The organism is Xenorhabdus stockiae, assembly GCF_002632825.1.
GTDB classification, from domain to species: Bacteria; Pseudomonadota; Gammaproteobacteria; order Enterobacterales; family Enterobacteriaceae; genus Xenorhabdus; species Xenorhabdus stockiae.
Genome location: NZ_NJAJ01000001.1, coordinates 88,833 through 114,539, shown reverse-complemented (window position 1 = coordinate 114,539; position 25,707 = coordinate 88,833). Strand labels below are relative to the sequence as shown.

Sequence of the window (25,707 nt, the reverse complement as noted above, 5' to 3'; positions counted from 1 at the left end):
AATGGCTATTCAGAAACAAGAAGAGAAAGTGATTGAGTTTAAGCAGGTCAGGAAACAGTACAAAGATTATCAGGCGCTGAAAGGCATTTCTCTGGACGTTTATCGTGGTGAGTTCATTGGTCTGCTCGGCCCGAATGGTGCGGGAAAAACGACACTGGTTGAAATACTGGAAGGACTAAAAAAAGCAGATTCAGGCTCTGTCAGGGTATTGGGAAAAACATGGCAGCATGATGCACCTTATCTGCGTCGGCGTCTCAGCGGAGTCTTGCAGGAAACGTTATTTATCAACAAACTCAGAGTGAAAGAAGTGCTTACTCTGTTCGGTAGTTTCTATGGCTGTTCACGTCATCGGGTGCAGGAAGTGATGGAACTGGTTGAATTAACGGAGAAGCACCGGACTTATGTGGAAGGGTTATCAGGAGGCCAGCGCCAGCGGCTGGCTCTGGGTGTTGCCATTATGAATGAGCCGGAAATTCTGATACTGGATGAGCCGACAACAGGGCTTGATCCGCGTTTCCGGCATGATACATGGGACATTCTGCGCAAACTCAACCGGGAAAAAAAATCCACTATGCTGCTGACAACGCATTATATGGAAGAAGCTGAGTATTTATGTGATCGGATTTGTATCATGAATAAAGGAGAAATTATTGCACAGGGTGGCATGGATGAATTACTGAAAAAATACTGTAACGGCGATCTGATTGAGCTGACGACCCGGTTCCCTGAACGTTTGCAAGCACTGAGCCGGCATAATCGGGTATCAAGTTATGAATACGATGAATCAAAAAACAGGATCCGTATGATAATTGACGATTCAGCCAGCTTTGTGACTGAGCTTTTTGAATGTGCCAAAAAAGCCGATACCGATATCAATGAACTGGTGATCAGAAAGAAAACACTGGATGATTTGTTCATGACACTGGCAGGGAGACGCTTCCATGAATAGTGCGCTGATCAACCTGATGAAAACACAATTCAGGCAATATATCCGTGAGCCGGAAATTCTGTTCTGGTCATTTGGTTTTCCGCTTTTGCTGGTCTGGCTATTAGGGCTTTCGTTCTCATCACAGGATATTCCCGAAAGATATATCGGCATTGTTCTGCCAACAGAAGTGGCGGAACAACAGAAGATCAAACAATGGGGAGAGCAGTTTACAGCGCATGAACACACCATCTCCGGCATTATCAATCAGGATGAAATCAAACGGAATAATCTGGTAAAGGTTAAATATCATATTAAATATTACCCTGACCGTGAAGCGGTGATCCTCGGGTTGAAACGGGGTGATATTCAGATGTTCATTGAACAGAATACGCAGGGAAAACAGATTCACTACCTTGATCCACAGGATGGTGATGCTCTGCTGACTTACTATTTGCTCAATCAGCAAGAGGGAAAGCAAACAGATAAAAATCTTTTCATTCTGGAAACACCGGGGTTGCGTTATCTGGATTTTCTGATACCGGGGTTACTGGCGATGGCAATAATGGAAACCTGTTTAATTGCCGTCGGCTGGGCACTGGCAGAAAAACGTCTCGCGCGGGTTACTCGTCAGATGTGTATCACACCAATGCGTAAGACCACCTTTCTGATGGCACATATTCTGGCCTGTCTTATCATCAACTTCGTTGAAATACTGATTATTTATCAGTTTGCTAAGATCTATTTTGATATAGAAATACAGGGTTCGTTTTACGCCTTCCTGCTTTTACTTTTTGCCGGGAATATCTGTTTTTCTGGTGTGGCAGTGCTGGTGGCATCCCGGGCACGCAAGGCTCAGACTGCGAACGGCTTACTGGAGGTTTCGATTCTGATACAGGTTTTGTTATCGGGGATCTTTTTCAGCTATAAACACTTTCCACAGTGGATGGTCAACATTGTTGAATATCTGCCGTTAACCATTCTGGCTGATAATATGCGTAAAGTATTTATTGAAGGCGGGGACTTATTACAGGTTGTACCTGCCTCTATTGCACTGGTTGTCATTGGTATCATGACTTTTATATTAGGAATGCGAATTTTCCGCTGGTATTAATCTGTCAGTGGCTGCTTTGGCAGCCACTTGAAAAAATAGATAATGGAAATATTCCACTCTGGTTGGTTTTTTGTTTTTTTATATGGAAAGTTATATGGAAAGAAATCTGATATAGGAAATTTAAATATTAATTTATGAGATTATAATATGTTAAAAAATATTCCGTATATTATTTTTGACGCAGAACCATTCTGTTTTGGTCCGATATCGACTACATTAAATATTGTGGAACAATTAAAGCATAGAAATAAATTGATATCGGATGCTAAGTTAATTTTATTAGGTACACTTACCTCTTCTCAATTAGGTGAAAAATCGAATTTATTTGATATTATTTATGAGTGTGATACGACTTCTGTTACTGAGCTTTTACGTTATTCAGAGCTGATTTCAGGAGCCAGTCTTTACATTAACAATACCAATCCCGGCTCGATCAATTTTGTTTCGCAACTGGGTACACCCATTGTCTATATCGATACGCTATTCTGGATGTGGAGTAATCTTCACGCTGATCTGCGCCAAACTGAAAAAACGTTCATTCAGGACTTTCATGGAATAGAACGAAATATTGCCAAATTCAGCGATAAACTTGGTGATTATCAAGTTATACCCCCCATTCTTTCTGATTCTTTGCAACAATGTTTAATGGATGATCATCCATTAGAAGGTGTATTAATTACCCTTGGTGGTATTGACACGGTTTACAGCGAGACAACAGATTTTTACTACCATTTTCTTCAGGAATTGCTATCTATCCCCAATCTGAAAAATGAAAAAAATATTACGATTGCAGGTGGAGGAAGAACAATCGGAAATCTGAAAAATATACTCGCTGAAACACACCCTCATATCCATGTCGATTGTTTTTCAAGACATGATTTTCTGAAAAAATTACGGCGGGCCCGTAAAGTATTATCGAATGCAGGGCTTACCACATTTTATGAATGTGTTGCGCTTAATAAAGATGTTTTTTTCTTGCCCCCACAAAATTATAGTCAACAATTACAGTTAGAAATATATCTTCAACATTATTATCCCCCTGAGTATGGTTTTCTGTGGCAGCCGGAATATGGATACCCTGAAATCCCCGCCTACTTATCAGAGAGAGACGGGCTAGCATTAACTGATAAATGCATCGATTTATTTATTAATCGTCCTATAGAAAGAAAGCGTGCTCTGGAGATGATTGACCAGTTTCTCTCGAAAGATAAAGTTAATGCTCATTTTTCCCAGGATATCTTTGAATATAATGCGAGTGATATTATTGTCGACTATATTGAAAAAACGTTTTTAGCCAAAAGGTTACAGAGTGAGAGAGATAGGAATATACGCAACTGAATGAATATCTGAAGATTGATGACAAATGCTTAATTAAATGCTACTTATTAGTCCTTTAGACAGGATAATAGGTGTGTTTGATATGAACTCCAAAAATATTTGGAGAACCTACGGTTCAACTTCTCTTTTTGTCTTATTGTGGAGCAGTGGCGCAATTTTTTCTCGTTGGGGGTTGGATTATAGCTCTTCTTTTGCCATTTTGACGGTACGTTTTGTCATAGCTTTTCTATGCCTTTTGTTACTCTGTGTGTTCAGAAAACATTATTTACCGGCGTCAGGAAGTATCGGAAAAGTTGCTGGTACTGGCTTATTGATGATTGCCGGCTATTCTATTTTTTATTTTCTTGCGTTAGAGCATGGCATTACCCCCGGAATTTTAGCAACAGTCATGGGGATTCAGCCTATTATTACTCTGTTGGTAATAGAAAAACATTTTTCCGTTCGCCGTTTACTGGGTTTGTTCTTATCTTTAATGGGATTGATATTAGTTGTTTTCCAAGGGCTGGTAATGACTAATTTTTCTTTTCTGGGTACGTTTTTTGCTTTGTCAGCATTAGGTTGTATGAGTTTAGGCGCTATTTTTCAGAAGCGAATTCAGCAGTCGCCTTCAGAAGTTCTGCCTTTGCAATATGGTGTAAGTTTAATAGCATGCTTATTGTTTGTTCCTTTTAAGCCTTTTCATATTGAATTCACCACGGGTTTTATTGTCTCTGTTTTATGGCTTGGGTTAGTTATTTCTGTAGCTGCACAGTTATTACTTTATCGGCTTATTAATGCAGGCAATTTAGTTAATGTCACTAGCCTGTTTTATCTTGTGCCGTGTGTTACCGCATTAATGGATTATTTATTTTTAGGTAATGCACTTTCCACGTTAAGTATGATTGGAATGGTGGCGATAATCACCGGTTTGGCTTTTGTTTTTCGTGAAAAAAAGTAATAGGAATATTGTTACTCTGATTTATTGCGTTCCTGTTTCTTACGATATGAGCGCCAGCGATATCGGGGCCAATAGAAACTGAATAGGATCATTAGTATGGTCAGTGGTGTTCCGCAAAAAGTGATCATTGTATCAATGGGAAATCCGGCCCGATTTGCAAGAAGATAAATTCCGATCGCTTTTGACAGGTAGACCAAAATCCAGGCGATAGAAACCTCGTGCCATACTCTGTCATAGATGGGCTTGCCATAAACTGAGATAGTTTTTAATCCCGGCATGGCTTGCTCAGCCATTGTTTTCGCAGCCGGTTTTCCTATTAGTGAATAAAAACAGAAGACTGCAACCAGTGATGCAGCACTGCTAATTGAACCGAAAACTTCCTCCAGTTTTTTATCAAACAGGGTATATCCGTGTATATAAAGATAATGACTTAACCCTGATACCAACAACAGAGCGATCACTACCCAAAGACTCTGTGTTTTACTGATAATTTTGAGAATAACTGAATATATTGTTGTCAGCAGTAAGGCAGTACTAACACCGCCTACAGAGAAAGCAACATGATACAGAATAATCGGTATAATCATGTTGAGCATCACATCCCGTGATATTAAATAACGCCAGATAGATAAGTTTGTTTGCTGCATTTTTTTACCTGATATTTAAGGGTGCTCTGGCTACATACCAAAGGAAAACTAAAAGAAGATAAATGAATATACTGAATATTAATATATAGTCGGAAAAGTTTATCTCGCAAGAAATAAATAGAGTTAGATATTTTACTTGGACTGTCTAAACTATTGTTAAACTGATCTGTTTTTTGTTTGTGTATATTCTTAATATTATTTCCAATAAATTATGCTTAATGATATTTAAAGCCAGTAATATGGTATATGATGATTTCCTTTTCTATCTCTTCAGTTGTTAAGAATATTCTGAATGCAATGTGATTTTTTTTCGTGTAATTAACATCATTATCAGATAAAAAAACTTCACTGTTGCTGCTTGTTATTTTCATTTTGTATTTTTATAAGTTAATTGTTTTGTTTTTGGATTTTTATCCTGATTGAGAGATGCTTTCAATTCACTTGAATTATTATTGCGTTAATTGGATAAATATATCTAATTGATGCATGATGGTTTGTTGAGTAATTTTATCGCTGTTAAAAGATGTATTTTGCCGTTCTGAACTGAATATATCCGAGAATTAATTGGGTATTAATAAGATAAAGGTGCGAAAACATGAGTGTCTGTGAGTCTAAAGAAATATCAGAAATACAAATAACGCGTTGCATACAAACATTGACACGTGCTTTTGATGGGTATCCTTTGATGCGGCATTTTCTGGCTGAGGATAGTCACCAGCAGAGAGTACAGCGTTATCTGGAGGCTTTTCTTCGAAAAGTCGGTATGGCAGTAGGGCATGTGTGGGCTACTGATGATGGAACGGCTGTGTCTATATGGACGGCTCCCGGTATTGAAGATGCAGCGTCTGTTTTTGTTCCGCTGTCCGTTGAATTTGAAAAGATCGCGGGAGAAAGAGCTAACATAATGCAGGCATCTGAAGCCGTTATGGCGAAAGAACGTCCGGATTTTCCGTGCTGGTTTTTGGGGGTAGTCGCCGTAGATCCTGACTTTCAGGGAAAAGGGCTGAGTCGTGCGGTTATTGAACCCGGGCTTGAGAGAGCTGAACGTGAAGGGTTTCCTGTGTTTCTTGAAACCTCGGATGAAAAAAACGTCAGAATTTATGAGCGGCTGGGGTTTGAAGTCACAGCGGAATATCCGCTTCCTTTCAATGGTCCCATGATGTACGCAATGCTCAGGCAATGACTCGACTCAGTGCAGAAGTATCAATATTCTTCTGCACTTTTTTCTGTTTCAGTTCCCTGAAAAAGTACATTCCCTTTATTTAGTTGATTAACGGGAAGATCATTCATGTAACCGGAAGTTGTTGAACTATCATCAGGCCAGTTTATCTGAATAGTCATGATAATATCTGAGATTTAATTAATATAATATATTGATTTTAAATAACTATATTTATTTTTTTGTAAAAATTCGTATTTGCAAATATTTTTTAATATACCTGATTGTAAAATGTACCTTCAATAAATGAATAATTACCGAGCAAAACACGGATTTTTTTCGCTCTGCCTAATTATATACCTCCTTTTATTTATTTTTTATGCAATGTTTATGCATAAACTGAATAAAAAATCATTTTTATAAATTGTGAAAAACATCAAAAAAGTAAATTCATTGTGATTTTGTTGTGTTGACTTTGTTAAAAATCAAAGAGATGATGCGATTAATTGTTAATCAGGTCTGACAATGAAAGGTGTTGAAAGATTAATTTTAAGTTTCAGAAAAGCATTGATCCAATGAATGAATAAAACTAAAAATTAATAGAAATAATTAATGGAAAATATGAGTATATCCATTAATTTTAAAGACGCTTTAAATACACGCCTATTATCACCTTTCTTGTTAATTATTCGAGGTAAAACAAATGACGAAAGAAATTCAGAGAAATTGGTTTGAACAGTATATGGTTCCTTGTTTCGCACCAGCTCCATTTATTCCTGTCAGAGCTGAAGGCTCCAGAGTATGGGATCAGAATGAAAAAGAATACGTTGATTTTGCTGGAGGTATTGCTGTTAACGCATTAGGTCATGCTAATAATGAATTAAAAGAAACATTAAGCAGTCAAATGGAAAACCTTTGGCATATTGGTAATGGTTACACCAATGAACCGGTCTTAAAACTGGCAAAAGATTTAGTTGAGAATACCTTTTCTGATAAGGTTTTTTTCTGTAATTCCGGCGCCGAAGCTAATGAGGCTGCGCTGAAAATTGCCAGAAAATATGCTTTAGATAAACATGGTAGCCATAAAAACGAAATTATCTCATTTGAAAACTCTTTTCACGGAAGAACATTATTTACAGTGACAGTGGGTGGGCAACCTAAATATTCACAAGATTTTGCTCCTCTTCCACAACAAATCACTCATCTCCCTTATAACGATATTGAAGCCATTAAAGCACATATTTCTGACAAAACTTGTGCCGTCATTGTTGAACCCATTATCGGCGAAGGTGGTGTTATCCCTGCAACGCCGGATTTTCTGAAGGCTTTGAGAGAACTGTGTGATCAATATCAGGCATTGCTGATTTATGACGAAATACAGACCGGAATTGGCCGCACGGGGTATCTGTATGCCTATGAAGAAACGGGAGTTGAGCCGGATATACTGACCAGTGCAAAAGGATTGGGCGGTGGGTTCCCAATCGGAGCGATGCTGGTTAAACAGCATGTTGCAGAAGTATTCCAGCCGGGTTCACATGGCACGACATTCGGTGGTAACCCACTGGCAAGTGCAGTTGCTCATAAAGTGCTGAGCATAGTGAACCAGAAGGCATTTCTGGCAGGTGTGCAGGAGCGCCATCAGGAATTCATCCGGCATATGACAGATTTGAACCAGCGTTACCAAGTGTTTAGTGAAATACGTGGTAAGGGGTTATTGCTGGGCGCAGAGCTGGCGGACAAATATCAGGGTAAAGCGAAAACATTAACCAATCTTGCTGCGGAAGAAGGGTTAATCGCTCTGATTGCAGGGCCGAATGTACTGCGTTTTGCTCCGGCATTAAATATTGAACAACAGGATATCAACGACGGTTTTGCCCGGCTTGAAAATGCCCTCAAGCGATTTGTTCAGGAATAAACGCAGTTTTTGAGGTGATATCATGATGCTATTTAGATCCGTTCAACATAAAGATTTGGGGGATATCCTCGATCTCTCGTCTCGCGCTGGAGTGGGTTTGACATCGTTGCCAAATAATCAGGAATACTTGGCAGCCCGGATTTCACGCAGCATTGATTCATTCCACGATGGACGCGAGCGTTCACAACAGGGATTCTTGTTTACTCTGGAAGACACGGAAAAGCATCGTGTTGTTGGGGTGAGTGCGCTGGAGGTTGCAGTTGGGCTGGAGGAGCCTTTCTACAATTACCGTGTTCAGAAATCGGTGCGCTCATCCCGTGAATTAGGAATTTACAATTCGTTTGAAACCTTGATTGTAGGGCAGGATCATACCGGATACAGTGAGTTGTGCACCTTGTTCCTTGACCCGGCTTATCATGGGGGGCGCAATGGTATTTTCCTCTCCAGAAGCCGCTTTTTATTTGTTTCAGCGTTTCGCCATCTTTTTCCGAAAACTATTTTTGCGGAAATGCGCGGAGTCGTTAATGAACAGGGTGAATCACCATTCTGGAATGCACTGGGGCAACACTTTTTTAATGTCCCGTTTGCTCAGGCTGATTATCTGACAGGCATTGGCGCCAAAACATTTATTGCTGAACTCATGCCATTCCATCCGATTTATGTGCCTTTGTTGCCGGAAGAGGCTCAGCGGGCTATCGGGCAGGTACATGAGAATACCGTTCCGGCCCGCGCCATTCTGGAAAAAGAAGGTTTTTCCTACCACGGTATGGTCGATATTTTCGATGCCGGCGCTATTTTGCAGGCTGAGATCGATGATGTGCGAACCGTAAAAGCCAGCCGGCTGGTGTCTGTGAAAAGAAGCGAAAATGTCTCCAGACAGAGTGATGGCAGGCTATGCATTGTTTCTAATCTACATTTTCAGGATTTTAAAGCGTTGCTGCTGAATATCTCTGACGCTATTGATAGTGATGAACTGCACCTGACGGGTGCAGAAATGGAAGCACTTCAGGTAGAGGAAGGGAATTTAGTTCGCTGTGCTGCTCTTTTTTCCGAGGAAACTTCACAATGAGTGATCAGGCAAATTACATTGATGGTAAGTGGGTAACCGGGCAGGGTGTACAGGTAGTTAAACATTCGCCCATTGATCAGCAAATCCTGTGGCAGGCACACAGTGCTTCTGTTAAGCAAGTGGAAGAGGCTGGTCTGGCAGCACGCAGGGCATTTTCAGACTGGGCAAAGCTGGCAGTTGAAAAACGTATTGCCATCGTTCAGGCATTCGCTGATTTACTGGCACAGGAAAAAGAAACAATTGCCCGTGTGATCAGTGAAGAAACCAGCAAACCATTGTGGGAAACCCGGACAGAAGTTCAGTCTATGATGGGTAAAGTTGCTATTTCCATTGAGGCATGGCAGCAACGGACAGGTTATTCAGAAACCGCCCTGCCGGATGGAAAAGCAATATTACAACATCGTCCTCACGGCGTGATGGCCGTTTTTGGGCCTTATAATTTCCCCGGTCATTTACCTAACGGCCATATTGTTCCTGCTTTGATTGCCGGTAACACATTAATCTTTAAGCCAAGTGAATTAACGCCGATCACAGCAGAAAAAACCGTGGAGTTATGGATAAAAGCCGGATTACCTGCGGGGGTATTGAACCTCATTCAGGGGGGCAGGGAAACCGGTGGTGCGTTACTGGATTGTCGGGAGATCGACGGAGTACTGTTCACGGGTAGTGCAACAACCGGTTTTCATTTCCACCGTCTGTTGGCTGGTCAGCCGGAAAAAATGCTGGCACTGGAGATGGGGGGAAATAATGCCCTGATTGTCGATGATTATGATGATCTTGATGCGGCAGTGTATACCATTATCCAGTCTGCTTTTATTTCCGCGGGGCAGCGCTGTACTTGTGCCCGCCGGTTGTTGGTAAAACAGGGTGAGAAGGGCAATGCCCTGATTCAACGGCTGACTGAAGCGGCTCGTCAGATAGTCCCGTCCCGTTGGGATGCTGAACCTCAGCCTTTTATGGGCGGAGTGATCTCTTTGGCAGCGGCAGAAAGTCTGCTGAATGCTCAATCAGGGTTGTTGGCACTGGGCGGCACTGCTTTGCTGACACTCACACAACCGGATCCTCATTCAACCTTTATGACTCCCGGCATTATTGAACTGACAGGCGTTAGTCAGGTTCCTGATGAAGAGTATTTCGGCCCTCTGCTGACCTTGCAGCGTTATGGCACCTTTGAGGAAGCGATTTCCATCGCCAATGATACCCGTTTCGGTCTGGCGACAGGGTTGATTTCACCTGATGAGAGCCTTTTCCTTCGATTACAGGAAGAAGCAAGAGCCGGGATTGTGAACTGGAACAAACCACTGACCGGCGCTTCCAGTAAAGCACCTTTTGGTGGGATTGGAGCATCAGGTAATCATCGCCCAAGTGCTTACTATGCTGCTGATTATTGTGCATGGCCAATGGCATCTTTGGTGACGGACAAACTGTCTCTGCCAGACACATTCGTCCCCGGGCTTGATTTTTTCCGCTCTTAATTTTTTCAGTTAGCTTTTTTCTGACCAGCCGGTTTCTAAAGACCAGCTGGTTTTCTAAGGACAGCAGGGAGAACAGAGGTCACTATGTCGGGAATTGAAGCAAATTTTGATGGTTTAGTGGGAATGACCCACCATTATGCCGGGTTATCAATGGGCAATGAAGCCTCGATAAATCATCGCGGGCAGAAATCCAACCCTCGTAAGGCGGCCTTACAAGGGTTAACAAAGATGAAAGCACTGTCGGATATGGGATTAGTGCAGGGGGTTTTACCTCCACAACAGCGGCCTGATTTATCTGCTTTACGGCAGCTAGGGTTTACGGGAAATGATGCACAGGTGCTGAATAAAGCGGCAAAGTATTCACCATTGCTGTTATCCAACCTCAGCTCAGCCTCTTCCATGTGGACAGCTAATGCAGCAACAGTATCTCCTTCTGCTGATAGTGCTGACCAACGTGTCCATTTCACAGTGGCAAACTTAAATAACAAACTCCATCGTTCACTGGAAAGTGTGACGACATCCCGGGCGTTAAAAGCGGTTTTTTCAGATCCGAATTACTTTGTTCACCATGCACCATTACCTCAACATGCTGACTGGGGAGATGAAGGCGCGGCAAACCATAACCGTTTTTGTGGTGAATATGACGAAGCGGGTGTGCAGCTATTTGTATATGGCCGCAGTGCTTTCCGGGCAGGGCCTGTACCAGAGCGTTATCCCGCCCGCCAGACACTGGAAGCGAGTGAAGCCATTGCACGCTTACATCAGTTAGATGAAAGGCAAACTGTTTTTGCTCAACAGAACCCTATCGCCATTGATAGCGGCGTTTTCCATAACGATGTCATTGCGGTCAGCAACAGGAATGTATTCTTTTATCATGAGCAAGCATTTTTAAATCAGCAGTCAGTCTTGGCTGAAATTGAGGGAAAGCTGGCGAACCTCGGGCAAAACCTGATCCCTGTTGAAGTGCCTGCATCAAAGGTATCCATGCAGGATGCAGTCAGTTCTTATCTTTTCAACAGCCAGTTATTAAGCCTGTCAGATGGCAGTATGGCGCTGATTTTACCGGAAGAGTGCCGCCAGAATACCAACGTATCATCCTATCTACAGTCTCTGGTTGCGACGGGTGAGAGCCCTATCAGTCAACTCCATTTCTTTGATTTGCGCGAAAGTATGCGTAATGGCGGTGGGCCTGCCTGCTTGCGCCTTCGGGTGGCGATGCAAGAAAAAGAACTGGCAGCGGTTAATCCGGCAGTGATTATGACACCGGATCTGTATCTGAGCTTAACTGACTGGGTTGAGCGCCATTATCGAGATTCTTTATATACCGCTGATCTGGCAGATCCTCAGTTGCTGACAGAAGTCTGCTCCGCTCTGGATGAATTAACCCAGATCCTCAGACTTGGTTCAATCTATGAATTTCAGCGTTAATCAGGAGGATTGATGGATTTACTTTCCCCATTACTTGAAAAGAAACTTGAAAGTACACTGAGTTTCCCGTCGACATTAACCACTAAATGGCTGGCAGATGGTGTATTACAGCTGATCCCACAAGAGAGTAAAAGCGATACGCTGATTATTTCCGCAGGAATTCATGGTAATGAAACGGCCCCGATTGAAATACTGCTCCAGCTATTAACACAACTGGTGCAGGGGAGTCTGTCGTTGCAGCATAACCTGCTGCTCATTTTCGGCAATTTGCCTGCCATGCGTGAAAGCAAGCGCTATATCCATAACGATCTGAATCGCATGTTTGGTGGCCGGTATCAGAATTTTCCTTCCGGAAATGAGACACAGCGTGCAGTTGAGCTGGAATCTGTGATACAGCGTTTTTTTCAGGAGCCTGCGGTTATGGCATCAACACGCCGCTGGCATCTTGACCTGCATACAGCAATTCGTGGCTCCTGCCATGAACAGTTTGCCTTGCTGCCTTTCCAGCAGCGTGAATATTCGCCTGACCTCCTACAATGGCTGGAAGGCAGTGATATTGATGCGATGGTTTTTCATAAAAGTGAAGGCGGAACATTCAGCCAATTTACCAGCCAGTATTTCAATGTAGATAGTTGCACTATGGAAATTGGCAAAGTCTACTCGTTCGGGCAGAACGATCTGGCTAAATTCAGCAATATTACAACAGCATTACAGAAGTTGATTGCTGGCGTATTTTCTGTGAAGCGGCAAAAGCCGGAAATAAAACGTTACCGGGCAGTCGATTCGATTATCAAACAGGACAGTAGTTTCCGGCTTCATATTCCGCAAGATACAAAAAACTTCACGGCCTTGCCGGATGGTTTTGAAATTGCCAGTCAGGAAAATCAATCCTGGAAAATTACTTCTCCGGCAAACTTTATTTTATTTCCTAACGCTAACGTTGCCATTGGTCTGAGGGCAGGCCTGTTATTGGAGCAATTAACCTGATCAATTCATATCTATTCATATAAGAAAACCCTGGAGGTTAATGATGACGAATACGGTAAAAACACCTGCGGAGCAATCCGCAGGTGCGCAGAAACTTCACCGTGGATTAGGAAAACGTCATGTCCAGTTGATTGCCATTGGCGGCGCTATCGGGACTGGTCTATTCATGGGAACAGGAAAAACCATTGCTGTATCAGGTACCTCTATCATTCTGACTTACCTGCTGATCGGCTTTTTTGCCTTTATGGTGATGCGGGCGATGGGAGAGTTGTTACTCTCCAACTTGGATTACCGTACCTTTGCTGATTTTGTCGCTGACTATCTTGGGGAAAAAGCCAGTTATTTTCTGGGCTGGACATACTGGATGAGCTGGGTAGTGAGTTGTATTGCGGATGTCGTGGTCTGTGGTGGCTATATTCAGTATTGGTTTCCTGATATTTCCCTCTGGTTTACCGCGCTGTTTATTCTTGGATTAATGTGTTTATGTAACTTTTTTTCAGTCCGGTTGTTCGGTGAGACGGAATTCTGGTTTGCCATGATTAAGGTTGTGGCGATAGTTGCACTGATTATTGTTGGTGTGGGTATGGTTGCTATTGGCTGGACATCACCAAATGGTGTCACGGCTTCTGTTCGCCATCTGACTAACCCGGAAGTTTTTCTGCCCAATGGTGTATTTGGTTTTCTGGCCGGTTTTCAGATTGCGATTTTCTCTTTTACTGGTATTGAACTAGTGGGCACTGTTACCGCTGAGACGAAAGAGCCGGAGAAGATTTTACCGAAATCCATCAACAGTATTCCCATTCGCGTTATTATCTTTTATGTGTTTTCCATGATGTGCATTATTGCCGTGACTTCATGGCCTCACATTTCTCCGGAAGTCAGCCCGTTCGTTACGCTATTTGCACTGGCAGGATTACCGGCTGCCGCCGCAGTGATTAATTTTGTGGCACTGACATCGGCAATGTCTTCAGCAAACAGCGGATTATATGCCTGTACCCGTATGTTATATGGCCTGTCCACTGAAAAATTGGCTCATGGTTGGTTCGGGCGGCTTTCAGTAAATAGTGCAATTCCTGTTTTCAGCCTGATATTTTCTGTTGTTTGCATGGCAAGTGGTGTACTTCTCTTGTTTATCGTTCCCGATGTGATGAAGTTATTTACCATTGTTTCCACTGTAGCCGCCATCATGGTTGTTTATAGCTGGTGTATGATATTGCTTGCTTATCTGGCTTACCGTAAAAAACGTCCCGACTTACATGATAAATCCATCTATAAAATGCCGATGGGCATTCCGATGACATGGTGCACTCTGATATTTTTCGCTTTTACCGTGGTTATCATGATCTTTGATTACGATACGCGTATTGCCTTGTATGGAACACCAATCTGGTTTGTTATCCTTGAGGTTTTATGGCGTATGCGGAAAAAGCGGCAGCAGCAAAGAAGGGTTATAGATGCAGTTGATTAATTGATAATGTTGAGGATTCATTGAGCCAAAAGATCTGTTTAAATGCTATTTATAGCGCTCGGCATTATCTTATGTTTAATAGCCAGCCAGATGGCTTTTTCCACCGAATCATCTGGCCGGAATATAAGGTAAAGTCAGCGTTCTAACGCTTCCACTCGCAAACCTGCTGCCCGCCATCCCGGAAAACCTTCTCCGACTCGCAGCGCTTTAAATCCTTCCGACCGCAGTAATGAAACAGCCTGAACAGAGAGTACGCAGTATCGTCCGCCACAGTAAGCGAGAATATCCTGATTACGTGGTAACTCATCAAGGTGGTGTTCAAGGGTTTCTGTCGGTATGTTAATGGCGCCGGGAATATGCCCTGCGGCGTAATCTTCTTCTGAGCGGACATCCAGCAATAGTACCCCGTCTTCTTGTCTGCTGAGCAATTCTTCAATAGAAATACCTTCGAAGTGCTCCGGATAACGAATGCTGTCAGAAACGACACGCTGGATCTCAGTTTGCTGATAGGCGAGATAGTCCCGTAAAGCAACAAGTATGTTTGCTACCGGTCCATCTCCAATTCTGTACAGAACATGCTTGCCTTCACGACGGGTCTGGACGAATCCGGCACGTCGCAATTGCTGTAAATGCTGTGAAGTATTGGTAATGGATAGCCCGGATATTTCTGCTAAATATTCCACTGAACTTTCACGCCTAAATACGGCTTCAAGCAGGGTTAGTCGATGTGAGTGCCCGAGCGTTTTAGCAAAATCAGCCATTTCAGTAATAGCATGAGCAGTAGGATCAACTGTTTTCATAAGCAACCGTTTCAGATAACAAAAAGTTCGAGTATCGAGATGTGCAATATAAATAACATAATTAATTCATTTTAACCATTGATCCATTAATTGTTGGAATGATAGATTAATGACCTGATCGCAAAACGAACAATTCCATGTATAAAACTGATGAGGTAATTTATGAGTTCTAATATTGCCCCTTCTTGGGGGGAACTACTTTCCGGCCGCAACGGCCTGATTTCAATTGCACTCGCAGGCGGCGTCGCATTACATGCAATCAATATTTATATTGCTACAACAATCCTGCCATCCGTTGTTCGGGATATTGGCGGGCTTGAGTATTATGCATGGAATACAACTTTATTCATGGTCGCATCAATTATTGGTGCGCCATTGTCTAAAAACGTGCTGAGTCGTTTCGGACCTCGCGCTGCTTATCTTGTGGCGCTTGTCGTTTTCTGTGCAGGAACGCTGATATGCGCAGCAGCAACAGATATGCAGTGGATGCTTGTTGGGCGTTTTATACAGGGTTTTGGTGGCGGGATTTTGTTTGCCCTCAGTTACGCACTCATTCGTATTGTATTTGATGAACGATTATGGCCCCGAGCGATGGCGATGGTATCTGGTATGTGGGGCATTGCAACACTTTGTGGTCCGGCTATTGGTGGGATTTTTGCGAACGGGGATACATGGCGTCTCGCATTTATTGCTCTTTTGCCGGTTGCTGCTGTACTTGCTGTGATTGTGCTTGTTCAGTTGGCGATTTATCAAAAATCTGCGGTGCAGACAGAGCGGGCTGCAATTGGCAAGATCCTGCTACTTGGTGTATCAGTGCTTATTATTTCGATGGCAAGTCTGTCGAAGCTGGTTTTTATCAATATTACTGGTGTCGTTATGGGACTTGCGATTGTGGTATTGATTGCCCGCTTTGATCGTGAATCGAAAATTAAACTGTTGCCGACAGGTGCTTATGATATCCGTGCTCCTCTTGGCGCCATTTATGCCTGTATGAGCCTGCTTGTTATCGGTATGACAACTGAGATATTTGTACCTTATTTTTTGCAGGTCATTCATGGTTATCGCCCACTAATAGCGGGTTATGCGACTGCATTGATGGCGGCGGGCTGGACGCTTGGTTCGTTGTTCAGTTCCGGGCGTAGCTCACATACTGCACAGATGTTGGTTCGGCATGGCCCCATTCTTGTTGTAATTGCGCTTATCATGCTGGCAATCATCATGCCATCGCAATATCTGTTCAGCCCGGCTTTCGGCATTATATTGATGTGTATTGCACTTGCTGCGGTTGGTATTGGCATTGGCGCTGCCTGGCCGCATATGCTCACACAGGTATTTATGAGCGCGCCTGTCGGTCAGGAAGATCTGGCATCGACCTCGATCACAACCGTGCAATTGTACGCGACAGCAATCGGCTCCGCACTTGCTGGTATTGTGGCAAACATTGCCGGATTCTCTGAACCGGGTGGTTTAGCCGGCGCTCAGAGTGCCGCAGTGTGGCTGTTTGCGGTCTTTGCGATAGCTCCGGTGCTAGCTGCATTTGTTGTGCGTCGTGTACGTATTGGGTGATAAATTAATCAGGCGCTGGTCACTTATGTTGGTGATTAGTGCCTTTTTGTCAGCATTTTTATCAGGCTAATTTATAAGTAATACACTCCGTCAATAAAACTGAAATTAAAAGAGGTAGGGATTATTTTAATTGGGATATTGGTTTGTAACTTTTTTTAGGTAATCTATTTTTCATATTTAATTTTTATGTTTTAATTTTTTTAAAATAAAGTAACTATTATTGGTACAGGTGTTTTACTTGTTAGTATATTTATTTGTTAATCACACTCGGTGAAAAATGGAATGGATGTTTTTTTAATATTTCTAGTTTAATATAAGAGGCTTCATTGGCTTGATATATAAAATCAATCTGTTTAACCTTTAGGTTTATCTCACAATGAACCTTAAGGGAAATGAAAATGCCAAAAAAAATATTAAGTAATGGTGTTATTTTTTATACTGGAAAAAATTATAGTGGAAGCTTGTATGAATATCCAGAAAATAGTAAAGAAGTAAATTTGATTGGTACACCATTAAATGATAAATTTCTTTCTGTTGAAATAGGAACAAATTCTATTGTGTTTGCCTGGAGACATGGCAGTGATAGCCAATCTGGGCAAATTTACCGTGAGTGGGATACAAGCCAGCCAGATATCAGTGATATCGAAGGGTTATCAAAATTTATAGTCTCTCCGGTAAACCGTGATTTACTGGCTATAAAATTAATTAACAAATCAGGTATTAATCAAGTGTTTAGGGCTAACATTAGGACTTATACAATTCCTGATCCTGTAGATTGTCTTTCAGGCGGAGATTATGAAGTTGTTGGTCTAATTCCCAAAGATGGTCAGATGTATATTACCTCTGTTGTTGTTTTTGATCAGAATAATATTCCAGTCACTCAAGGTGCGGTTTATTTTAAATATAATGGAACTGATATTGATATTATCACTTATAATGAAACCAAGCCTCTTTATATGAAATTTGAAAAAGAAGATAATTATAGGTTTAATTTTATCTTGGAAAAACTTCCTGTTAATCAGTAAAATAAAAGCAATTCACTAGTAAAAATAAAGGGGATGTATTTGAAATATATACACAATGGATTTCAAGGCATGTAGCCAACAAAGAGGCAACCTGTAAGATGAAATGTATACATCCCTGATAATAAATAAGTCGATTTCCAAGTCACATAACTGCATCGTTAGTTATGTGACTTGAGTACTTTTATTGCGGTTTCCGAGGCTCCAGAATTCTACTGACAGAGTCGGCTAGTTGGTTAACCAGGGGGTGTCGCATAATCGAATAGTGTGTGCCACCGATAGGATGGAGTGTGGAAGAGTTTGCCACAACGCCCTGCCAGCCGTGCCATTCATCTCCATCAATAATAAAGTTTTCCGCTTTATAAAGATGGATCGGTAACTCTGACGCCTGTGGAATATAATCTGTGCTCAGCTGATCCAGAAACTCAATCGTACCAATATGCAGGAAGAGATTTTCACGTGTGTAATAGGTAGGTAACCATTGGCAGTCTATACAATGATTAACGATCTGTTCAACATCATTAAACTGATAAAGCACTTCCAGCGTATGATCATTAATCTCCGGTATGGATATTTGCAGATATTTGATAATCCTGTTGATACGTTGTTGTGTCGTATTCATTAATTTATCAGGCTGGGTGGAATATCGACTGATGTTTCCCGAATCAATCATGCCCAAAAATGTGACTTCCTCACCATCATGCATTAATTGCATGGCTATTTCATAGGCGATTACGCCTCCCAGAGACCATCCGGCAAGACGATAAGGGCCGTGAGTCTGTACGTGCCGAATAGCCTGTATATGACAGGCCGCCAGAGCGTTAATAGATATCGGTGGTTCGGCGAGTGTATGAATACCAAGCGCCTGTAGCGCATAAATGGGTAATTCAGGAGGAAGCAGGGCAGCCAGAGATGAATAAACCAGCGGGTTGCCAGTAAGTTCGTGTACAAAAAACAGTGGTGGCAAACTTCCCTCAGGGCTTAGCGGGACTGGATTGATATTGCGGGAGAACGCAGGGGTAATCGTCTGTTTACGCACGGCGATTGCCAGTTCACACAATGTCGGGCAAGTAAACAATGTGGTCAGAGGAATTTCCATGCCTTGTTGATGCATACGTGCTAGTAACTGTGTTGCATTGAGTGAGTGACCACCCAGTTCGAAAAAATTGTCATAGCGACCAACACGATCTAAACCCAGTAATGTCTGCCAGATTTCAGCCAGTGTAGTTTCCAGAGCATCCATCGGTGCTTCGTAATTGTGGGTTATAACGGCTGTCTGATCCGGTGCGGGTAATGCCTGAAGATTTAGTTTGCCGTTGACGGTTAGCGGAAAGGCATCAAGGATAACAAACGCACTGGGGAGCATATAATCGGCAAGCTCTTGGGAGAGTTGCTGGCGGAGATCAGCAGGTATCAGTTTTGCCTCCGGTTCAGCTATCCCCTGTTCGGGAATCAAATAAGCTACAAGGCGCTTATCGCCGTGCTGGTCTTCACGGGCGACCACAACAGCCTCTCGTACTCCGGGATAGCGAGTCAGTTTAGCCTCAATTTCCCCCGGTTCGATGCGAAAACCACGTAGTTTAATCTGAAAATCATTGCGTCCCAGATATTCAATGTTGCCATCGGGTAACCAACGCCCTAAATCGCCGGTTTTATACAGTCGGGCTTTGGTTTCTGTTGAAAACGGATCAGGCAAAAAACGCTCTGCGGTCAGTTCAGGGCGATTCAGGTAACCACGGGCAACGCCGCTTCCACCGATATAGAGTTCTCCCATAACACCCATTGGGACGGGTTTACCATGATTATCCAGAATATAAATTTGCGTATTGGCAATGGGATAACCAATCGGCAGGGTTTCTCCGGTATAAGCAGAATGACGATCAACTTTCAATACGGTGGCAATAACAGTCGTTTCCGTCGGGCCGTAAGAGTTAATCCAGTGGCATGACTGGGTTTCCGGCAATGTCTGCCAGATCATCAGGTGGCGTAGTTCAGCTTTTTCACCACCCACAATCACCAGCCGCAGAGACGGGCTGAAGCCACAACGTCCGGCGACCATTTCCTGTACCCACAGATGCCAGAATGCCGTTGGTAAATCAGCGACTGTGATTTGCTGCTGTTGCAGGAATCGGGCAAAAGTATTATCCGGAACACGCAGTACTGACGGGCACATCACTAAGGTTGCGCCGGTGGCGAGTGTGGCGAAGATATCTGATACGCTGGTGTCGAATGCAACGGAGGTAAACTGGAGTACGCGGTCAGTTGGTGTTAGTTCATTGATCTGGCGTTGAACGTGTATGAAGTTAACCACATTGTGATGTTCAATCATCACGCCTTTTGGCTGACCGGTGGAGCCGGAAGTATAGATAATATAAGCCAGATGGTGTGGTGCCAGCCCCAGTTGCTGCGAATCCGGATTATGTGTTGGTTGTTGCGCCATACATTCGGTATGACTGTTATCATCCAGCACCCATATCGGCATATCGGCAGATAAACGGGTTTTTAGGTGTTGTTGGGTCAGTAATAATGTCGGTGTACAGTCTGACAGAATATAATTCAGAAGCTCGGTCGGGTAATTCGTATCCAGCGGTACATAACCCGCGCCGGCTTTCAAAATACCGAGCAAGCCAATCACCATATCGACACCACGTTCGACACAAATCACGACACGATCATCCGGTCGTACACCGGCATCAATCAGGGCATGAGCCAACTGGTTAGCTTTTTGGTTCAGTTCGCGGTAGGTGAGCTGAACTTCTCGATTCATTGGCTCTGCGTGAATCAGTGCGATGACATCCGGTGTGAGGGTCGCCTGCTGTTCAAACAACTGTTGGAGTAACATATCCTGTGGGCAGTCAATTCTGGCACTGTTAAATTCTTCCAATAACTGACTGCGTTCTGCCGGTGGCAGAATACTGAGGGATTGAATATTCTGTTGCGGCATATTTTGCAATGTTGTCACCAGTGTTTTCAACGCAGTATTCATATAAGCGTTAATGCGTGCCGGATTAATCTGGTGATTGCATTGTGCGGTTAACGCAAAACCATCTTCGAAATCATCCACATCCAATGACAGCGGATAATTACTACGTTCTTCACTGTTGAATATCTGAATACCTTCCCATACCGGCGACTCGGTTAGTTGATTGCTACGTGGGCTATGACGGAAGTTAAGCAGACTGTTGAAAAGGGGGTGGGGTGCCTGAATACCACTGCAATACTGAGCAATCGTCAGCGGAGTCTGTTCATGTTCCAGCAATTTGCTGAGTTGCAGGTGAGTCTCCTGTACCACTTTTTGTACAGTGCGTTCCTGCAACATAATGCGCACTGGCAGCGTGTTAATAAACATACCAAGAACCTGAGAAACCCCCGCACCTTGTAATGAACGCCCTAATAAAACGGTACCGAAAATAACATCTTCCCGTCCGCTGCATTGCGCAAGAACCTGTGCCCATGCGATATGGAACAGAACGGCAGTACTGACACCCTGTTGACGGGTGCAGTCACGTAGCTGATGCGTTAATTGATCATCCAGTGTCAGCCTGGCTTCCTCTATCTTATTGAGTCCTTCATGATTTCCCCACACATTGCGTAAGTTAAAGGGCAGAGTTGGTTCGTCCACATCTCCCAGCAGCTGGTGGAAATAGTCCCGATGTTTTTCAATCGGCACAGTGCGGATCTGAGCGATAAAATTACGGTAAGGCTGGGCGGGAGGTAATGTTAGGGAATGATGCTCTTTGCCACGAACGGACAGTAATTCCCTGATTTCCGCAATAATCAATCCTAGCGTAGTATGATCGCAGACCAGATGGTGGAAGCACAGGGACAGCAGCCACTCGTTCTTATGGGAATTATAAGCAATATCGGCAGAGAAAAGCGGTGCCTGATTCAGATTGAGGCACCGCTGGTGTGGATCGGTATGTGCCCGTAACTGAGATGAAACATCCTGTTCGTTATCCGGAGCAGTAAACGTATTTATTTTCAGGGTGGCCTGTCGCCAGACCACCTGAACGGGTTGGGTCAATTCCTGCCAGCAGAAAGCAGTCCGCAGGATATCATGGCGGTCTATCACTTGTTGCAGGGCCTGAAGGAAAGCCTCCCGCCGTTCACCGGAATCAAAGGCCAGCAAGCTGCTTAACACATACGCATCGCCGTTTTCCTGCATCTGGTGATGGAACAGGATACCGGCCTGTAATGGGGAAAGCGGGTAAATATCCTGCACATTAGCCGCACCGCCGGTGACAGTGGCAACAATGGTATCAATTTCGTTTTGTGATAGCGTCACCAGTGGCAACATATCGGGTGTTATTGCTGTGCAATCGTCAGGAATGCCATTGGGGGGAATAAGATTGTCCGACGCTCCTCGTCGCACCTGTATTGCCTGCGCCATATCCATAAGTAATGGTGCAGTAAAGATACTGAATACGTCCAATGCATACCCTTGGCTGCGCAGTTGTTCAATCAGGCTAACGGCAATCAGCGAATGGCCGCCCAGTCTAAAGAAATGATCGTGACGACCGACCCGTTCCAGCCCCAATAAATCCTGCCAGATGTCCGCCAGTGTAGTTTCTACCTCACCCACCGGCGCAACATAATCACGCGTGATTATCGCGGCGGGGTCAGGGCCGGGAAGCGCCCGACGGTCAAGTTTGCCGTTAGGGGTCAGCGGGAAAGACTGTAAGATAATAAACGCACCGGGCAGCATATAATCGGCAAGGCGCTGGGATAGTTGCGCATACAGTTCCGCCGGAATGAGCTCAGCGCCGTCCTGCGCCAGCAGATAAGCCACCAGTTGTTTCTGGGAGCTTTCATTATCGTCACTGGCATTGTCACGAAGCATAACAACAGCCTCACGTACTCCCTCGCATCGCATCAAGCTGGCTTCGATTTCTCCCGGTTCAATGCGGAAACCCCGCAGTTTCACCTGAAAATCATTGCGGCCAAGGTAGTCAATATTGCCATCCGGCAGCCAGCGCCCGAGGTCGCCGGTTTTGTACAGTCGGTCATTCGGTTCAGTGGAGAATGGGTTGGGCAGGAAATTCTCGGCGGTCAGATCAGGGCGGTTCAGATAACCCCGTGCCACTCCGGCACCGCCAATATAAATTTCACCGGTTACCCCCAGCGGCACCAGTCGCCTATGTGAATCAAGAATATAGATCTGAGTGTTGGCGATGGGGCAACCAATCGGAATGGGACATACAACATCAACAGGCGATGTTATCGCATAGGTGGTTGCAAAAGTGGTGGTTTCTGTCGGGCCGTAGCCGTTAATCAGATGAGCAGGCCGGCACTCAGCCAATTGCACCCGCTGTATTTTGCCCGGATCGAGGACATCCCCGCCGACCAGCAGATAGCGCAGTTGCCCGAACAGCGGCATCAGCGTTTCCCGATAAGCATTGAACAAGCCGGTCGTTAACCACAGGGCTGTGACTTTCCCGCAGATCAAGGTGTCACGGAAATGCTCGGGGTTGAGCAGCACGGATTGGGCAATCACATACAGACGCCCGCCATTGAGCAGAGGCGTCCAGATTTCCCACGTTGAGGCATCAAACGCAATATTAGCGCAATGTGCTACGCAGTCATCCGCTCCGATATCCGCATAACTACTGTTGATCACCAAATGATTCACATTGCGGTGTTCAACCATAACGCCTTTTGGTTGTCCCGTTGAACCGGACGTGTAAATCACGTAAGCCAGATGGCGTGAGGTCAGCCCCCATGCCTGAGCATTCGGGTTATGGGTTGGCAGTTCCGGGGCCGCCTCTAAAGTTCCGGAAGCGTCCAGTGTGTATACAGGCACGGTATCAGGCAGTTTGTCGCGCTGCGCAGCCTGAGTCAGTAACACGACCGGAACGGCATCGTCCAGTATATCCGCCAACCGTTCGGTCGGATAAGCCGGATCAAGGGGCACATAAGCCCCCCCAGCTTTCAGGATACCCAACAGGCAGACGATGAAGGCCGGACTGCGCTCGATACACACGGCGACCCGATCATCAGGTTGAACCCCCAAGGCAATCAGAGCATGTGCCAGTTGATTGGCGCGTTGATTCAGTTCGTTATAGCTGAACGTCTGTGTTTCGCCGACGACAGCAATCGCCTCCGGTGCCAGTATGACCTGTTGTTCAAAGAGCGTTTGGATAAGAGCGGTTTGCGGGAAATCAGACTGTGTGGCATTGAAGTCCACCAACACCTTTTTTCGCTCTTCTTCGGGCAAAATAGGCAAATTGATTATCGGCGTATCCGGTGAAGTCAGGGCTGCATCAAGCAGGACAGCAAGACGGGAGCGGAGAGCCGTCACTTCCGTGGCAGTCAGATATTCACCAGAGTATTTGAACTCAATGGTGGCAGACTGAAAAGTATCTTCGGGAGCCGCAGTATCTATAAATTGCTTGATTCTGACGGAAAGGGGGTAAGGATTTCTATTTTGTGTATTAACACAGGTAACGCGGGTGTCCTCTCCTTCCAGATGTAGATTGGCTTCAAACGGTTCGAGTGACAGGGTGATATCGAATAATTGAGTTATTTCTGTTTTCTGCTGAGTATGAATGTGTCGGTTAAGATCTGCAATCGGGAAACGGTGATGTTTATAGCAACTTTTCACCTCCGCGGCTGTTTTGTTCATAATGTCACGGAACGTATCTTCCGGAGAAATGGTCACTTTTATCGGGAGCACGGATGCAAAAAGCCCGATGGTGTGTTTTTGTCGGGTATTTTTGCGGTTGTGTATAGGCATCCCGATGACGATTTCATTCACATCCGTTGTCCGGGCAAAATAGCACACCAGAGCGGAATGTATAATGTACAAGAAGGACGATTTCTGTTCGGTGGCAATGTTTTTGATACGGTTAAAAAGTGTCTGGTCAATTAACCAGAAAATAGGTTCAGTTTGACTGTGCTGCATTCCATACTGCATCGTGCGATTGGATTTCATCGGGTGTAGCAAAGGAGATGGCGGATTTTCATAGCGTTCCAGCCAGAATTGCAGGTCATCCGCGTAGTTTGGTGAGGCCAGATAAGCCAGATCATCTGTAATAAAATCAAGGTAAGAAGGGGCAACTTTGTTCAGAGGTTCTCCCTTCATTAGCCGGTTATAACGATCAATAACCTCCTCAAGTAGTATGAACGCTCCAATCCCATCAATGATTATGTGGTGACAGCAAAACTGCCAGTATCGACGTGTATGACTCACTTTGAATAATTCGGAATGCCAGAGCGTTTCATTTAAGTGAAACGGTTGCATAAATCGGGTATCGAGATATTGCCTTGCTTTGGTTTCTGCATCTGGATGCGATGAAAAATCATAGATGGGGACGGATACAGGGCAATGATCAGCCACTGTCTGAACCGGAAGAGTATGGGTATTAGTGAGCTGTAAACGTAGGGCATCATACTGCTCAACAACCGTTTCAAAGGCGTGAATAAACTGGGTCTCGTCCAGAACGCCTTCAATACAGATAAAAATACCAACATTGTAGTTGGATTGATCTGGTTGGCTGACTTGATCGAACCAGATAGCCTGCTGTGGTGAGCTGAGAGGATAGGAAATCAGATCGGAACTTGTAATGGCTAAGGAACTTTCAGAGGTACGGTTGTGATTGTATGGCATACCTATTTCTCCTAATAGCAATTCAAAATAGTTTTCGAAACTAAAATTTTCACTTTATTTTTATATGGTTAGCGTTATTTCCTTTTGCCTTTACAGACAAATCAAAGATGTCAGAAAAATCCGGACCCTGATGAGATGATTTGTGCTCAAAAGCGTTGTGACTGGCAGAAATAATAAATCAGCAAAACTATATCTATGCAAATTTTTTTTATGGTGATTAAGTGAGCGCCAGAACGTATGTGATCAGGGTT

General features: G+C 44.1%; 17 protein-coding genes. 13 read left to right on the top strand and 4 right to left on the bottom strand.

The window, feature by feature from the left end; all coding sequences use genetic code 11:
• The first annotated feature begins 1 nt into the window (after position 1).
• The 4 genes from Xsto_RS00440 (at position 2) to Xsto_RS00425 (ending at position 4,314) form a co-directional block, all read left to right on the top strand.
• Positions 2-949: an ABC transporter ATP-binding protein gene (locus Xsto_RS00440; protein ID WP_099123753.1), complete on the top strand. Its 948-nt coding sequence runs from the start codon at positions 2-4 to the stop codon at positions 947-949.
• Positions 942-2,039: an ABC transporter permease gene (locus tag Xsto_RS00435; protein WP_099123752.1), complete on the top strand. Its 1,098-nt coding sequence runs from the start codon at positions 942-944 to the stop codon at positions 2,037-2,039. Before Xsto_RS00440 ends, Xsto_RS00435 begins: the two co-directional genes overlap by 8 nt.
• A 147-nt stretch (positions 2,040-2,186) precedes the next feature.
• Complete coding sequence (locus Xsto_RS00430; protein WP_099123751.1) at positions 2,187-3,377, top strand: hypothetical protein; 1,191 nt, start codon at positions 2,187-2,189, stop codon at positions 3,375-3,377.
• Positions 3,378-3,459: 82 nt separating this feature from the next.
• A complete protein-coding gene (locus Xsto_RS00425) occupies positions 3,460-4,314 on the top strand; it encodes a DMT family transporter (protein ID WP_099123787.1) in 855 nt (284 codons plus the stop codon).
• 11 nt (positions 4,315-4,325) lie between these two features.
• Here the strand turns inward: Xsto_RS00425 and Xsto_RS00420 are convergent, their stop codons facing one another.
• On the bottom strand, positions 4,326-4,961 hold the full coding sequence (locus Xsto_RS00420) for a hypothetical protein (RefSeq protein ID WP_099123750.1): 636 nt from the start codon (positions 4,959-4,961) through the stop codon (positions 4,326-4,328).
• 595 nt (positions 4,962-5,556) lie between these two features.
• Here Xsto_RS00420 and Xsto_RS00415 point away from each other — a divergent pair.
• Positions 5,557-6,144: a GNAT family N-acetyltransferase gene (locus tag Xsto_RS00415; RefSeq protein ID WP_099123749.1), complete on the top strand. Its 588-nt coding sequence runs from the start codon at positions 5,557-5,559 to the stop codon at positions 6,142-6,144.
• 20 nt (positions 6,145-6,164) lie between these two features.
• Here Xsto_RS00415 and Xsto_RS21305 read toward each other — a convergent pair whose 3' ends face one another.
• Positions 6,165-6,302 carry a hypothetical protein gene (locus Xsto_RS21305; RefSeq protein WP_169926562.1) on the bottom strand — a complete coding sequence of 46 codons (138 nt, stop codon included), beginning with the start codon at positions 6,300-6,302 and terminating at the stop codon, positions 6,165-6,167.
• Between the two features lie 521 nt (positions 6,303-6,823).
• Between Xsto_RS21305 and Xsto_RS00410 the strand changes: the two genes are divergently transcribed.
• From Xsto_RS00410 to Xsto_RS00385, 6 genes are all read left to right on the top strand, one after another.
• The gene (locus Xsto_RS00410) at positions 6,824-8,035 is read left to right on the top strand and encodes an aspartate aminotransferase family protein (protein WP_099123748.1); all 1,212 of its coding nucleotides are present in this window, start codon (positions 6,824-6,826) and stop codon (positions 8,033-8,035) included.
• A 22-nt stretch (positions 8,036-8,057) separates the two neighbouring features.
• Positions 8,058-9,104, top strand: coding sequence for an arginine N-succinyltransferase (astA, locus tag Xsto_RS00405; protein ID WP_099123747.1), 1,047 nt, complete (start codon positions 8,058-8,060; stop codon positions 9,102-9,104).
• A complete protein-coding gene (astD, locus tag Xsto_RS00400; protein WP_099123746.1) occupies positions 9,101-10,579 on the top strand; it encodes a succinylglutamate-semialdehyde dehydrogenase in 1,479 nt (492 codons plus the stop codon). Before astA ends, astD begins: the two co-directional genes overlap by 4 nt.
• Positions 10,580-10,663: 84 nt before the next feature.
• On the top strand, positions 10,664-12,007 hold the full coding sequence (astB, locus tag Xsto_RS00395; RefSeq protein ID WP_099123745.1) for an N-succinylarginine dihydrolase: 1,344 nt from the start codon (positions 10,664-10,666) through the stop codon (positions 12,005-12,007).
• 12 nt (positions 12,008-12,019) lie between these two features.
• The gene (gene astE / locus Xsto_RS00390; RefSeq protein WP_099123744.1) at positions 12,020-12,994 is read left to right on the top strand and encodes a succinylglutamate desuccinylase; all 975 of its coding nucleotides are present in this window, start codon (positions 12,020-12,022) and stop codon (positions 12,992-12,994) included.
• A gap of 43 nt (positions 12,995-13,037) precedes the next feature.
• On the top strand, positions 13,038-14,462 hold the full coding sequence (locus tag Xsto_RS00385) for an amino acid permease (RefSeq protein WP_099123743.1): 1,425 nt from the start codon (positions 13,038-13,040) through the stop codon (positions 14,460-14,462).
• Positions 14,463-14,596: 134 nt separating this feature from the next.
• Here the strand turns inward: Xsto_RS00385 and Xsto_RS00380 are convergent, their stop codons facing one another.
• On the bottom strand, positions 14,597-15,262 hold the full coding sequence (locus tag Xsto_RS00380; protein WP_099123742.1) for an ArsR/SmtB family transcription factor: 666 nt from the start codon (positions 15,260-15,262) through the stop codon (positions 14,597-14,599).
• Positions 15,263-15,424: 162 nt separating this feature from the next.
• Between Xsto_RS00380 and Xsto_RS00375 the strand changes: the two genes are divergently transcribed.
• Together Xsto_RS00375 and Xsto_RS00370 are read left to right on the top strand one after the other, a co-directional pair.
• Entirely contained in the window at positions 15,425-16,828 is a 1,404-nt protein-coding gene (locus Xsto_RS00375; protein ID WP_099123741.1) for an MFS transporter, read from the top strand.
• Positions 16,829-17,226: 398 nt separating this feature from the next.
• Positions 17,227-17,853 (top strand): beta/gamma crystallin domain-containing protein, encoded by a 627-nt coding sequence (locus Xsto_RS00370; RefSeq protein ID WP_099123740.1) that lies wholly within the window; start codon positions 17,227-17,229, stop codon positions 17,851-17,853.
• Positions 17,854-18,034: 181 nt separating this feature from the next.
• On the opposite strand, the gene Xsto_RS00365 is transcribed toward Xsto_RS00370, so the two are convergent.
• Positions 18,035-25,456, bottom strand: a complete 7,422-nt coding sequence (locus Xsto_RS00365; protein ID WP_099123739.1) for an amino acid adenylation domain-containing protein — start codon at positions 25,454-25,456, stop codon at positions 18,035-18,037.
• Positions 25,457-25,707 lie beyond the last annotated feature (251 nt).